The organism is Terrabacter sp. 2RAF25 (assembly GCF_052115265.1).
Taxonomy (GTDB): domain Bacteria; phylum Actinomycetota; class Actinomycetes; order Actinomycetales; family Dermatophilaceae; genus Terrabacter.
In genome coordinates this window covers 168,146-182,026 of the sequence record NZ_JBFRGJ010000007.1, presented here as the reverse complement: position 1 = coordinate 182,026, position 13,881 = coordinate 168,146, and the positions used below count along the sequence as shown (strand labels likewise).

Genomic DNA, 13,881 nt, shown 5'->3' with positions numbered 1-13,881 from the left:
GCCGTGCCCGGACACTGGGAAGGCGACCTGATCCTCGGTGCCGGGAACCGCACCGCCGCGATCACGCTGGTCGAGCGCACCACCCGGTACACGATGATCGCCCGGCTCCCGGCCCGGCACGACGCGGCCACGGTCACCGACCAGCTCATCGAGATGATCACAGCGCTACCCGCCCAGCTGGCCAAGACGCTCACCTGGGACCAAGGCGCGGAGATGGCCGAGCACGCCCGGTTCACCATCGCCGCGGGCTGCAACGTCTACTTCTGCGACCCACACTCACCCTGGCAACGCGGCAGCAACGAGAACACCAACGGGCTGATCCGCGAGTTCTTCCCCAAAGGCACCGACTTCACCACCGTCACCGACGAACGCGTCACCGAGGTCGAACACCTACTCAACACCAGACCCCGAGCCACCCTCGGCTTCCACACCCCGGCCGTTAGGCTCAACGAACTACTCACCGTTGCACACACGAGTTGAGACCGCCCACTTTCCGACGCCCGGTGCGCGTCGGGAACTGAGCACTCGAGGGCGGAGGGTGCAGACGACGTGACTGCCTGAGCCCTCGGCACCCCGTGATTTCGTCCCCTTTTGTCAATGGGTAGCACGTCGCGGAAGGCGTTCGCGGCCGAAAACGCACCCAATTTTCGGCGCGGGGCGCCACCGTTGCTGGCGCGTGCTGCCCTCGTCGCAGCCTCCCATCATGGAGTCACGTCCTTGAGGGGGGATCGTGATGAGGCGACCTGATGAACGTCTGACAATCAGGCTCTGTGGGGGTCTGGCGCTGAGCTGTGGTGGGGCCACGCTCGGTCCGCGACAGCTGGGTGGCGCGAAGGCGCGGCAGATCCTGCTCGCGCTCTGCCTGCACCACGGCGCCGGCGTCTCCAAGACGCGGCTCGTCGAGCTGCTCTGGGGAACGGCCGCGCCGCACGGGGCCACGGCCACGCTCGAGTCGTACGTGAGCCTCCTGCGCCGCCGCCTGGAGCTGCTGCTCGGCGGCACCAGCCCCGTCCGGACGATGCCCGGCGGCTACCTGCTCGACGTCGACAGCGTCGACCTCGACGTCCGCCGCTTCGAGCAGCTGGTGGCACTCGCCAGCGAGCCCGGCGCCGACCCGGTCGTGGCACTCGGCCAGTACGCCTCTGCCCTGTCCGCCGTGCAGGCTCCGCTCCTGCCCGAGGAGGACACGGTCTGGGCCACCGTGGCACGGCAGGCCCACAACTCCGAGGTCCTGCGGGCCACGGTCGATGCGGCCGAGCTGGCCCTGGCGGCGGGCGCGCACGGACAGGCCGAGCGCTGGGCCGCCCAGGCGCTCCACCGAGACCAGTTCTCGGAGCCGGCGTGGTTCGTGCTCCTCAGGTCGTTCGAGCTGCGGGGCCAGCACGCCGACGGGCTGCGAGCCTACGAGTCGTGCCGGTCGCTCTTCGCCTCCGAGCTCGGCTGCCCCCCGGGGGCGCGGGTGCGTGAGGTGTTCCCGCGGCTGCTCGGCGTGACCGAGGGCCACCGCGACGACCTCGACGACCTGCTCGACGCCGTCTTCCGGCTCCACCTGGCTCTCGCCGCGGACCCGGCCCGCGAGGGCGTCGGGTTGCCGCGCGGCCCCGACGCCAACGGCAGCGCGCCGTTGACCCGCGCGTTCGAGGACGACTCCACCCGTCTCAAGCACCTGCTCGACGACGTGACGAGGCAGTACCTCGGCATCCGCGTGTCGGCCTGACCGGCCGACACCACCACCAGCAGCAGCACCCCGAAGAGAAAGCACAAGGAGGACGGCAATGTTCAGTCAACTGGAAGGTGCGCGCAGGAGGCGCACCGCCGGCGGACCCGGTGAGGGGGGTGGCTCGCCCAGTCGACGCCGACTCCTCTCGGCGGTAGCCGCGATCGCTCTCGCCGGAGGCCTGGCACCGGTGGCGAGCAACGCCGCGAACGGTGCGGTGGCCCCGTTGGTCGCCCCGGCGATCAACCCGACGGTCGCGTCGAGCACGCAGTTCGACATCACCGGCTTCATGCAGACGGCCACGCTCAACACGCCCGGTGACGTGCACTCCGGCGGCACCCTGACGGTCAACGGTCACAAGATCGTGATCCCCGCGGAGACCATCGTCATCCTGCCGGCGAGCGCGCTCACCTGGCAGGAGCTCTTCACCCACGCGCCCGCTCCTTACGGTCCGACGCAGACGGGCATGGCGCTGGCCGACACGCCCAAGCCGCTGACGACGTACGAGGTGCACGTCGTCGGCAACCGCGTCATCCAGGGTGCGAACGACCGCTACATCGCGGGCCTGGTCCACATCTCGCAGCAGGACCTCAACAACGGTGCCGGCTACGTCAACTTCATCGACTACACCACCGGTGAGATGGAGGTCGGCGGCAAGACCGGCGTCGCAGGCACGGGCACCCGGGTGCGGATCAACGACCCCGCGGTCGGAACCACGGGGACAGGACGCTACGGCCGTGCTGCCTCCCCGGACGACCGGTTCCAGGTCGACCAGGACAACCCGACCATCCTCGCCGAGACCGGCTTCCCGATGTGCATCCCGCGCAGCGCGCCGACCACGACGAACGACGACGCTCTCTGCCCGCAGGCCAACCGGCCCGTCTACGACGGCACCGACCGGTCCGGAATCACCCCGCAGCCGGCGCTCCCCGTGCTCGGTGCGGCCTACACGATGTTCCGCATGGACTCGCCGGCCGCCGTCGACGCCAACAACAACACCTGCCTCCGCAGCCCGTGCGCGGACCCGCGCAAGCAGGCGCCGTTCGAGATCGGTGACTACGTCACCTTCGCCGGCAACCTCATCCAGGACGGCGGCGCCAACGGTGGTCAGTACATCTCGGCCCACACGATCGTGGCGAGCCTCGGCATCTACACCCAGCCGGGCATCGACCCCGCCTACGTGTCGGTCGACGTGTCGCTCATCGGCACCGGCGGCCTCACGGTCTTCGGCGCCGGCGAGGCAGCTGTCCGCACCCGCTTCGAGGGCATGACCACCGACGAGAGCCGCATGGTCCGCCTCTACGGCATCGACATCAACCCGGTCACCGGGGCCACCACCGACCGCGAGTGGGGCACGATCATGCCCGACCCCGGTCCTCCCGGCGGTGCGGTGCGCGGACGCTGGCGGTTCCGGCCGCCGTGCACCGCGACGGTGCCGACGCAGAAGGCGTGCACTCCGCCTGCCGGTGGCCAGTTCATCCCGCCCACCCGTGAGGTCCGTGCAGTCGTCGACGGCGGCTCACAGTTCAAGCCCGGCACCATCGAGGCCAACCCGAACAGCCAGGTCCCCGGCACGCCGGGCGCCCAGACGGCCGCCAACGGCATTTTCTACGGGCAGTACCACGCCCCCATCGGCGAGTACATCTTCCCGGAGAACGTGCCTGGAACGCCCGTGCCGGAGAACAACTTCAACACGATCCCGTTCCTTGCCTACGGCGGCTACCAGTCGCTCACCGGCACCCAGGCCGGCGTGCTGAACCCCTGGCCGAGCGACGTGACACCGCCTGCGGTGGTCTGCGCGACCCCGACGTTCAACGGCGCACCGTTCTCGGTGGCCAACGGCGGAACGGTCCAGCTCTCTGGCGGCGTCCCCGCCGGCGCGTCGTCTCCCGTCACGCTCCAGTGGACGGCAGGCACGACCGTCGGAGGCACAGACCTCAACGGTGCCCTCACCGGCGCCACCACGACCACGCCGACGTTCAACGCGGCAGGTCTGGCAGCAGGTTCGTACAACGTGCGGCTCACTGCGTCGAACCCGTGCGGCGTGGCCTTCGTCGACACGACCATCGCGGTCGCTGCGGCGCCCAAGCCCAGCATCGCGCCGATCCAGAACCAGACGGTGACGGCCAACACCCTGGTGACCATCACGGCCACGAGCAGCTCGCTGCCCGCGCCGACGTGGACCTGGGCGTTCGTGTCCGGACCGGCACAGCCGGGGCTCACGCAGACGCCGACCGCGGCGACCGCGAGTGGTACCTCGCGGCTGAGCTTCACCCCGACGGTCGCAGGGACGTACGTCTACAGCGTGTTCGCGAAGAACGCGAACGGCACGTCGTCCACCACGAACGTCACGGTCACGGTCGGGGCCTCGGTGCCGACGAACATCACCCTGACGCCGGTGGAGTACCGCACCAGCAAGCAGCGGCTCGTCATCACCGCGACGTCGACCGACGCGACCGTCAGCTCGATGCGGCTGCTGCCGTACCAGACGGAGACCGGCACGACGTTCGACCCGGCCACGCTCGGGGCGGCCAACCTCACGGTCTCGCTCGTGGCACCCGGTTCGTTCACCGTCACCGCGGTCGGCGCCCCGCCGCCGGCCTGCAACCTCGGTGGCACCTACGCGACGCCGTGTGCGCAGTCGCCGATCACGGTCAAGGCGCTGAACGCCGCCGGCACGGTGATCGGGACGAGCCCGCCGTCGAAGCTCGACAAGATCAGGCAGTGACCCAGGCCTGAACTGACGGTGGCTGTCGGAGCCGAAGGGCTCCGGCAGCCACCCGAGCGCTCGCCGTCCGGACGCGGGAGACCGCGTAGGACGGCCACCAAGACGTTGTCGTCGGGGTCTCAATCCCCCCCGGGACCCCGACGGCAACCCTGCTCCACCCCGCCCACCACCCGCCCACCACCCGCCCGCGCCGGCCCTCGGCCTGTGCCTCGGCGGGTGCGGCGGTTCCGTCCGGATCCGTGAGGAGGCACCCGCGATGTCCGTCCCCAACCCGGCGCGTCGCGCGCTGCGCGCCTCGACGGTGGTCGTCCTGGCCGGTGGCCTTCTCTCGGGCTGCGGCGCCGTCGTCGCCACGACCTCCGCCCCGACGGCACGAACGGCCGCCCCTGTCGCACGCACGACCGCGCCGGCCGCTCCGCCCGTCCAGGGCACACCGGCCGCGGCACCACCGGTGGGGCGCCAGCCGGCGTCGGCGACAGCACGGCCGGTGCCCGCAGGCGCCGACAGCGTCGAGGTCGACAAGTGCTGGACCAACGCGACAGCCACCAGTGGCGGCCAGCTGCTGGTCAGCGCCAGGAGCTCGGACCCCGCGGCCCACCTGCTCGCCTACCGGGCGGACGGCAGGCTCATCGGCGAGGTCCAGAACGGCCGCGGTCAACGCTACGGCGGCACTGTGTTCGCTTGGCAGGCAACGGACCCCGTGAGCGTCACCGTCCGGAGCAGCTCCGGCGGCAGCGTCACCGTGCCGACGACGCCGTGGCGGCCCGAGAACTGAGAGCGCGCGGCACCCGGCGCGGACGAACGTATGCCGCCTGGGGGGCCAGGCGGCATACGCAGTCTTCTCGAGGGGACTCGGTCAGAGGCCGGTGGCGGCGATGTAGGCGCCCGCGTTGCCGTTCGGGTTCACCAGCACCATGGGCATGTGGCAGTGCTTCGGCAGCCACACCATGCCGTCGAGGCGGGCGTCACCCTCCATGGACAGGGGTGCCGTCTTGGTCGTGCCGACGACCATGCCGTTGCACACGACCGATGCGCTGATGGACTTCACCGGTCCAGGGGTCCCGAACTCGGGGATGATGAGGCCCTCCACGCGTACGCGGACCCGGCCGTCCGAGCGCACGCGCGCCGAGCCCTCGTCGAGGACCCAGGGCTTGCCACCCGGGCCGACGTTTCCGGCGAGCGTGGGGCCGTCCGGCATGCTGCCCTCGAGGTCCGCGCGCAGGATCGTGTGTCCCGAGCGGTGGTGGCCGGAAGAGCCGTCGCTCGCCGAGGCCGCGGGGGCCACGAGGGTGGTGAGGCCGAGGACTGCGCCGGCGACGAGGGCGGACGTGCGGGTCGGTCGCTTCATGTCGTGCTCCTTCTCCGTTGAGGGATGCTCCCCAATGAACGACGCTCACCTGAGGTGGTCCGGTTCACGCCTTCGCCAGGTTTCGTGCGACACCGGCGCGCGGGCCGCGAGCGGGGGTGGGTCGAGGCAGGTCTGGGCCCGTCTAGGGTTGACCCCATGTGCGGAATCGCCGGACACCTGGGTGTCCACGCCGACGAGGCCCTTCTCGACCGACTGCTCGCGACGCATCCCGGGGCGGGCCCGGCGTCGACCGCGCACGACGGGGACGCCGGTCTGGCCGCCCGTCCGGCGCACGACGACAGCGGTCTCGACCGGCTCGCCACGAGCCGCGGGGGCCGCTTCACGCTCGCGCTCGACGGTGAGCTCTACAACCGGTCCGAGCTGCGCGGCGACCTCGAGACGCTCGGCCACGACTTCGGTGTCGGCAGCGACGCAGAGGTCGTCCTCACGGCGTTCACCGAGTGGGGCACCGACGGTCTCGACCGCCTCGACGGTGCGTTCGCGCTCGCCGTGTGGGACCGCGACACCCGCACCATGACCCTGGCCCGAGACCACTTCGGGGTGCGCCCGCTCTACGTCGCGGCAGCCGGGTCGGGCTGGCTCGTGTCGAGCGAGATCCGCGGCATCCTCGAGAGCGGCCAGCACGAGCGCCGTCCCGACGACCGCACCATCTACCGCTACCTGCGCTTCCGGGTGCACGACGACGGACCCGCCACCTTCTTCGCCGGCATCGAGCGCGTCGGCGCCGGCGAGGTCGTGACGCTCGGGCCGCACGGCCTCGAACGCCGCCCCTACACGCGGCTGCGTGACGAGCTCGCCGAGCTCGCCCGCAGCGCGCGGCCCTACACCCCTGCGGTCGCTGCGGAGTTCCGGTCACTGCTGACCGCTTCCGTACGCCGCCGGTCGGCCTCCACGGGCCGCGTGGGCACCGCGCTGTCGGGCGGTATCGACTCGGCGGCCATCGCCTCGCTCCTCGACGCGGTCGAGAACGAGGCGGGCGCTCCGGACGCTTCGGGCGCTTCGGGCATCTCGGCAGGCTCCGCGGCTGCGGACGTGCAGGACACGTGGTCCGCGGTCTACCCCGGCTCGCGCATCGACGAGCAGGCGCAGGTCGACGCGGTCACGGCCGGCCTCGGCGCGCGCGTCGACGCCCACCGCTTCGAACCGACCCCGTCCGAGTTCAAGAAGGACATGCGCGACCTCGTGCGCACCCAGGAGGAGCCGCTCGGGTCGACCGGTCCCTACACGCAGTACCGCGTGCTCCAGGAGGCCGCGCAGCGCGACACCGTCGTGCTCGACGGTCTCGGTGGCGACGAGCTGCTCGGCGGCTTCGGGGCACACCACCTCATCCACCTGCGCGGATTGCGGGGCCGCAGCGCCGCGCTCGCCGCCTCCGAGCTGGGCCGCTCGCTCGACGTGCTCGTGCGCCGCGGCCGCCCGCGCGTCGGCGACCGGCTTCGCGGCCGCAAGGCTGTCGCGGTCACCTCGCTCCTCGGGGCCGACTTCGCGCGCGCCCACGCCGCAGAGACCCACGACACCGAGCGCTCCGACCTGCGCAAGCGCCTCGTCGACGACCTCTTCGTCGACTCGCTTCCGGCCCGGCTGCGCTCCACCGACAAGAACGCCCGACGCTTCGGCGTGTCCGTGCGGCTGCCGTTCGTCGACCGCGACCTCGCGCGCTTCGTGTTCGGTCTCGACGACGACGCCCTGATCAAGGACGGCCTCGGCAAGCGGGTGCTGCGCGACGCGATGCGGGGGCGGCTGCCCGACTCCGTCGTCGACCGCCGCGACAAGGTGGGTTCCAGCACGCCGCAAGCCGACTGGTTCATGCGCCTGAAGAACCACATCTACGGCGAGTTCCTCTCCGAGTCGTTCGCCAACCGCCCCTACTTCGACCAGACGGCCGTGCTCCACGCCTTCGAGGGGTGGATCAAGGGCACCAACTCGGTCGACTCGATGACCATCTGGCGCATCCTCAACGTCGAGCTGTGGCTGCAGGAGTTCTTCGACGAGCGCGAGCCCGAGGCCGCCGACGTCGTCGAAGCCGTCAAGACCGACTACGAGCCCAACGCCCGCAAGCAGCTCGACCTCGTCACCGCCGACGGCACGTCGGTGCGCCGCTACCCGCTGCGCACCGACCTGTATGCGCGCGAGGACGACCTCGAGGCGAAGACGATGACCTACATCGACCGGTTCTTCTCCGGCCTGCTCGAGGCCGGTGACGAGCACGTCGCGGCGACGACGGGGCGCTGGTTCTTCTTCATCTCCGAGAAGATCGTCGCCATCACCCAGGGTCGCTCCTTCTTCATCTGGGACATCAAGGTCGGCCGCCCGGCGCGCGTGCTCAGCCGCTACGTCACGCGCACCCCGGCCGGCATCGGGCTCGGGTCGCCGTTCACGATGCAGCTGGCGATCGAGGAGGCGGGCCTCCCTCGCGTGCTGTTCGCCTCGGCCGGCGGCGCCATCGGCAAGGTGCTCGGCAAGCGGGGCCTGTTCTACGACCTCGTCGGCGGCGACATCCGCGCCATCGACGGTCCCACCGAGTACTCCGTCTACCCGGCCAACGTGTCGGCCAAGCTCGGCCCCAAGGACCCCGACGACGTCGCGGCGCGCCTCTCGGCGGCGATCCGCGAGCGCGTGCCCGCTGCCTACCGCGACAGCTTCGGCGGCACCGTCGTCATGGACGCCAACGACATCGGGCGCAACGTGCTCGGCAAGGACGCGCCAGGGCCCAAGGAGCACTACGAGCTGATGTTCGCCGACAACCCGCTCGGCCAGGGGTCGGAGCAGACCCCGATGGCCATCGTCTTCGAGCAGCCGCCGGCCTGAGACGCCTGTCCCTGGCCCGTACGCGGGTTGGTGGGCGCTCCGGCCCGCGCGCCGCGCGTACGGGGCCGCCGTACGCGTACGCCCCGGTCAGCCGCGTACGGTGCCGCCCCGTCGGGCCGTCGCGGGGGTCGGCGGGACGAGGGCGAACGCACCCTCCTCCTCCTGGCTGTTGTGGAGGCGGCACACGGCGTAGAGCCCGTAGAGCAGCCGGCGCAGCTCGGTGACGTCCTCGGGCGCCACGTGCGCCGGGGCGATGCCGGTGAGCAGTCGCCGCAGCCGCGAGACCTGGTGCTCGATCTCGGCGTGGGTGCGGCGCATCGTCGCCGTCGCCGGGCCGCCGAGCGCGCGGGCGACGAGGGGCATGAGCTCCTCCTCGTCGGCGCGCTCGTGGGGGACCAGCTCGCGTTCGAGCCGGTCGAGGAGCTCGTGCACGGGGTCGAGCCGACAGTCGCGGGTGCGCAGGGCGTCGGCGACCGTGCGGATCTGCTCGACGGCGGCGATCGCCACCTCGTGCCCCTCCCGCAGGCGCCGGGCCGTCGCGATGTCGTCGGCCGACATCGGGACGGAGTGCAACCGGGTCGGCAGCAGGGCGCGCAGGGCGATGCCGATGGCGAGCACGTCGATGCCCTCCTGGAGCACGGCACCGGCCGCGGGTGGGAGGAGGCCGGCCGCCGCGGCGACCATGGCCACGAGGGACAGGCCCATCCCGACGAGCACGGCTTCGAGGGCGATCCGGCGCGACCGGCGAGCGATGAGGATGGCGTCGGCGATGGCGTCGACCCGGTCGACCGTGAGCACGACGTCCGCGGCCTCCGACGAGGCGGTCGCGCCGCGTGCCGCCAGCGCGACCCCCACCCCCGCAGCCGCGAGCGCGGGGGCGTCGTTGACGCCGTCGCCGACCATGATGGTGCGCGCGGCGGCCGACTCGTCCCGGACCGCGGCCAGCTTGTCGGCCGGGTCGCGGTCGGCCAGCACCGCGTCGACGCCGACGATGCGCCCCACCGTCTCGGCGATGTCGGCCCGGTCACCCGTGAGCAGGACCGTACGCCGGATCCCGACCTCGCGCAGGGCCGCGAGCATCCGGGGGGCGTCCGGGCGCAACGGGTCCTCGAGGAGGAAGGCGCCTGCCGGCCGGCCGTCGACGGCGACGAAGACGGTGAGGCACCCGTCGAGCGCGGCCCGTCGCCGCACCTGCCGGAGCCAGGACGGGTCGTCGTCGCCCACGATCCAGGCTGCCTTGCCGAGCCTGACCACGGCGTCACCGACGCGGCCCTCGAGACCGTGGCCGTGCACCTCGTGGACGTCCGCCGGGAGCGCGAGGTCGAGCCCGCGGCCGCGGGCTGCCCCGACGAGGGCGCCGGCGAGCGGGTGGGGCGAGACCTGGTCGAGGGAGGCCGCAAGGCGCAGGACGTCGAGGGCCGGGGGCGCGTCCGGGGCGGTCACCACGGAGGCCAGCTCCGGACGACCCCGGGTGAGTGTCCCCGTCTTGTCGAAGAGCACGACCTCGCCGGCAGCGAGAGCCTCGAGGGCGGCTCCTCCCTTGACGACGACCCCGATGCGCGAGGTCCGCGACAGCCCGGACATGATCGCCACCGGCGCGGCCAGGAGCAGTGGGCACGGGGTCGCGACGACGAGCACGGCTACGGCGCGCACCGGGGAGCCGGCGACGGCCCACGCGAACCCTGCGAGCAGCAGGGTCAGCGGCACGAAGAGCACGGCGAAGCGGTCGGCCGTGCGGACGAACGGCGCCGACGTCGCCTGGGCCTGCTGGACGAGCCGGACGACGTTGGCATACGTCGACTCGGACGCCGTCGAGGTGGCGACGACGTCGACCGGCGGGCCGGCGTTGACCGCGCCGCTGCGGACGTCGTCGCCGTTCGGGCGCTCCACCGGCATCGGCTCGCCCGTGAGCGCCGACTCGTCGAACGTGCCCGTGGCGAGCAGCCGGCCGTCGACGGGCACGACCTCGCCCGTGCCCACGACGAGCACGTCGCCGGGGGAGACGTCCTCGACGGGTATGCCCCGGACCTGGTTCCCGGCGCGTCGTCGGGCCGTGCGCGGGGTGCGCTCGACGAGCAGGCGCAGCTCCCGGTCGGCGCGAGCTGCTGCACGGGCCTCCAGCAGGCGACCGCTGGCGAGCATCACGGTGATCATCGACCCGGCGAACGCCTCATCGACCCACAGCGCTCCCGCGAGGGCGAGCACGGCGATGACGTCGACACCGGCCCGGCGTTCGAGGACCGAACGCGCGGTCCACAGCACCGACAGGGCGAGACCGAGCAGCGTGGCCGACACCCAGAGGACGCGCGAGACGCCGTCGGCGCCGACGGCTGCCGCGACTGCTCCGCAGGCGAGCAGGACGGCCGACGCGACGAAGAAGACCGCTGGTGCGCGGTCACGCCACCTGGTCACACCTCCATCGTCCGCCGCGCCGGAGCGGCCGGACGACGTTCGGGACAGGCGTCACAGCGTTCCGCGTCGCACGTGCCCACCCTCCAGGTCGAGTGCTCATCTTCCGACGTCGGGAACTGCGCAATCGACCGGTGGGGTCAGGGGAGGTCGGCGAAGACGTCGCGGCGGATGGCGGAGCCCGGCGGCAGCGACCGGTCGACGAACCACTCCCGGCCGAAGACGAGGTCGTAGAGCGGGCGCGGGATCCGCAGGAAGGCCGCGAGCGTGCGGTCGGCACCACCGTCGGCGCTCGTCTGCGACGTGTGCGCCCGCATCGAGGCCCGCTTCGCTGCGATGTGCCGCCGCACACCGATGCGGTGGGTGATCTCGCTGCGCGCCGAGAAGGCCCGGTCGAAGCTGGACCGGTCGAACTCGGGCGGGAAGCGGTAGACCTTCGCGGCAAGGTCGATGGCGCGGCAGATCGTGTCGCGCGGCACGGTCGCCTCGAGCACGCGCGGCGTGCCGGCGAGCTCGGCGGCACGGGTGCCGACGACGTGCACCTGCTTGTGGTCGGGGTGGCCGTAGCCGCCGTTGGGCTCGTAGCTGAGTAGGACGTCGACCTGCTCGTCGCGAAGGATCTCGGCGAGCCGAGACGCGGCCTCCTCGACGTCGGCCCGCACGAACCGGGTGGACCCGGGAGGGTCGGGTGCAACGTCGGGCCCGAGACCGCTGTCGGCGTAGCCGAGGTGCTCGACCCGGGCGACCCCGAGCGCCCGCGCGCTCGCGCGCAGCTCGTCCATTCGGGTCGCGGCGAGGGCTCCGTCGCCGGTGAACTCGCTCGCGGCGAGCCCCAGCTCGCCGTCGGTGGCCACCACGACGACGACTCGGTGCCCCTCGGCCGCCGCGCGGGCCATCGTGCCCGACGTCAGCAGGGCCTCGTCGTCGGGGTGCGCGTGGAAGGCGAGCAGCGTGTGGGGCACAGTCACCCATCCTGACGCATGACACAGTGTTCCCCGTGAAGGTGGCCCTCCTGTCCGACTGCTACCTGCCCCGACTGGGCGGGATCGAGGTGCAGACGCACGACCTCGCCCGGCACCTGCAGGCCGCCGGACACCAGGTCGAGGTCTTCACCGCGACCCGCGGCGCGGCGGGCGAGATGCACGGTGCCGTGACCGTCGTCGACGGCGTTCCCGTCCACCGCCTCGCGGCCCGTCTGCCGTGGGAGCTGCCGGTCAACCCGTGGGCGCCGCCCGAGCTGCGGCGGCGTCTGGTCGACGGTGGGTTCGACGTCACCCACGTGCAGACCGGGGTGGTCTCGCCCTTCGCGTGGGACTCCACACGGGTCACGATCGGGCTCGGGCTGCCCACGGCGATGACGTGGCACTGCATGCTGGCCGGCGTCGCTCCCGTCTTCGACCTCGCTCGTTTCGTACGCCGGTGGGCCGGTCGCGGCGTCGCCATGTCGGCGGTGTCGGACGTGGCCGCACAGCCCCTGCGCCGTCTCGTCGGACCGGAGCGTTCGGTCGGTGTGCTGCCCAACGGCATCGACGTCGCGCGGTGGACCACCACGGCGGCCCCGCGTGAGCCGGGGCCGCTGAGGCTCGTCACCGCGATGCGTCTAGCGGCCCGCAAGCGACCGGCCGCGCTCGTCGAGCTCGTCGCCGAGGCGGAGCGCCTCGCCGGCGCCGGCTCCGTGTCGCTGACTGTCCTGGGGGAGGGCCCCGACCGGCGCAAGGTCGAGTCGCTCGTGCGCAGGCGCGGGCTGAACTGGGTCTCGCTGCCCGGCCGGGTCTCCCGTGACGAGCTGCGCACCAGGTATGCCGCCTCGGACGTCTACCTGTCACCGGCCCGTCTCGAGTCGTTCGGGATCGCTGCACTCGAGGCGCGCACCGTCGGTCTGCCGGTCATCGGCCGATTTGGTTCTGGTGTCGGTGAGTTCGTCACCCATGGCGTGAACGGCCTTGTGGTGGCGAGCGACTCAAAGATGGCAGAGGCGATCGCCAAACTGGCCAAGGCTCCTGACGAGGTCGCCCGGATGCGTGCGTGGAACGTCGCGACCCCGCCCGCCCAGGACTGGTCCCGTGTCGCTGCCATGGCCGTCGCGGAGTACGAGCGGGCCGTCGGCCTGGTCCGCCGATGAGGACCAACCAGCCGGGAGGAATCCGCGTCGTCGCGGTCGGCGACGACCACACCCGGCTCGGCGAGGCGCGGCTGGGCCACGGCGAGCACCCCGAGGGCGTCCTCGGCGACCTCGGCTGGGCGCTCGGCGCACCGTCGTCCGCCACCGTGCACGACGACGGCGCCCTCGAGCTCGCGTTCCGCGTGAGCCCGCTGGACGGCATACGCCCTCGGTCGGTCGCGGTGCGTCGCGACGCAGGTGTGGGCGCCCACGAGGTGGGGGAGCCCTACCAGCGGGTGGCTGCGTATGCCGTGGTGACGAGTGCCCGTGGCCTGCTGCTCACCCAGTTCAACACCCAGACCCACGTCGCGGGGCGGTGGGGCCTGCCCGGGGGCGGCCTCGACGAAGGTGAGTCGCCCGTCGACGGTGTCCACCGCAAGGTGTGGGAGGAGACGGGTCAGCGCATCGAGCTGGGCGCTCTCGTCGCCGTGCAGTCGGACCACTGGGTCGGGCGCGCACCCGGCGGTGGCCTCGAGGACTTCCACGCCGTGCGGATCGTCTACGCCGCAACGTGTCCCGAGCCCAGCGAGGTCGTCATCCACGACGTCGGCGGCACGACGTCCGATGCCCGGTGGGTGACGCTGGACGAGCTGGACGACTACCCGCTGAGCTCGTCGTGGCGCCGGCTCGCCGCACTCGCCGACCTGCGCCAGCCCCGGGCGGACGGCCAGTACGACGCTCCGTAGGAT

At 72.5% G+C, this 13,881-nt stretch carries 10 protein-coding genes; 7 read left to right on the top strand and 3 right to left on the bottom strand.

Features of this window, described 5'->3' with window-relative positions:
- The 4 genes from AB4091_RS17760 to AB4091_RS17745 form a co-directional block, all read left to right on the top strand.
- A partial coding sequence (locus AB4091_RS17760) for an IS30 family transposase (RefSeq protein ID WP_442293428.1) occupies window positions 1-480 on the top strand: 480 nt, incomplete at its 5' end.
- A gap of 253 nt (window positions 481-733) precedes the next feature.
- Entirely contained in the window at window positions 734-1,717 is a 984-nt protein-coding gene (locus AB4091_RS17755) for an AfsR/SARP family transcriptional regulator (RefSeq protein WP_442293426.1), read from the top strand.
- A 58-nt stretch (window positions 1,718-1,775) separates the two neighbouring features.
- A complete protein-coding gene (locus tag AB4091_RS17750) occupies window positions 1,776-4,445 on the top strand; it encodes a PKD domain-containing protein (protein ID WP_442293424.1) in 2,670 nt (889 codons plus the stop codon).
- Window positions 4,446-4,701: 256 nt separating this feature from the next.
- The gene (locus tag AB4091_RS17745) at window positions 4,702-5,220 is read left to right on the top strand and encodes a hypothetical protein (protein WP_442293422.1); all 519 of its coding nucleotides are present in this window, start codon (window positions 4,702-4,704) and stop codon (window positions 5,218-5,220) included.
- Between the two features lie 81 nt (window positions 5,221-5,301).
- Here the strand turns inward: AB4091_RS17745 and AB4091_RS17740 are convergent, their stop codons facing one another.
- Window positions 5,302-5,793, bottom strand: coding sequence for a hypothetical protein (locus tag AB4091_RS17740; protein WP_442293420.1), 492 nt, complete (start codon window positions 5,791-5,793; stop codon window positions 5,302-5,304).
- Window positions 5,794-5,949: 156 nt separating this feature from the next.
- On the opposite strand from AB4091_RS17740, the gene AB4091_RS17735 reads away from it, so the two are divergent.
- Window positions 5,950-8,622 (top strand): asparagine synthase-related protein, encoded by a 2,673-nt coding sequence (locus AB4091_RS17735; protein WP_442293418.1) that lies wholly within the window; start codon window positions 5,950-5,952, stop codon window positions 8,620-8,622.
- 87 nt (window positions 8,623-8,709) lie between these two features.
- On the opposite strand, the gene AB4091_RS17730 is transcribed toward AB4091_RS17735, so the two are convergent.
- Window positions 8,710-11,034 carry a heavy metal translocating P-type ATPase gene (locus AB4091_RS17730; RefSeq protein ID WP_442293416.1) on the bottom strand — a complete coding sequence of 775 codons (2,325 nt, stop codon included), beginning with the start codon at window positions 11,032-11,034 and terminating at the stop codon, window positions 8,710-8,712.
- 137 nt (window positions 11,035-11,171) lie between these two features.
- Window positions 11,172-11,993 carry a PIG-L deacetylase family protein gene (locus AB4091_RS17725; protein WP_442293414.1) on the bottom strand — a complete coding sequence of 274 codons (822 nt, stop codon included), beginning with the start codon at window positions 11,991-11,993 and terminating at the stop codon, window positions 11,172-11,174.
- Between the two features lie 35 nt (window positions 11,994-12,028).
- Here AB4091_RS17725 and AB4091_RS17720 point away from each other — a divergent pair, with 35 nt between their 5' ends.
- Both AB4091_RS17720 and AB4091_RS17715 read left to right on the top strand, forming a co-directional pair.
- Complete coding sequence (locus AB4091_RS17720; RefSeq protein ID WP_442293412.1) at window positions 12,029-13,153, top strand: glycosyltransferase family 4 protein; 1,125 nt, start codon at window positions 12,029-12,031, stop codon at window positions 13,151-13,153.
- Window positions 13,150-13,878 (top strand): NUDIX hydrolase, encoded by a 729-nt coding sequence (locus AB4091_RS17715; RefSeq protein ID WP_442293410.1) that lies wholly within the window; start codon window positions 13,150-13,152, stop codon window positions 13,876-13,878. The genes AB4091_RS17720 and AB4091_RS17715 overlap by 4 nt, the downstream gene beginning before the upstream one ends.
- Window positions 13,879-13,881: the final 3 nt, after the last annotated feature.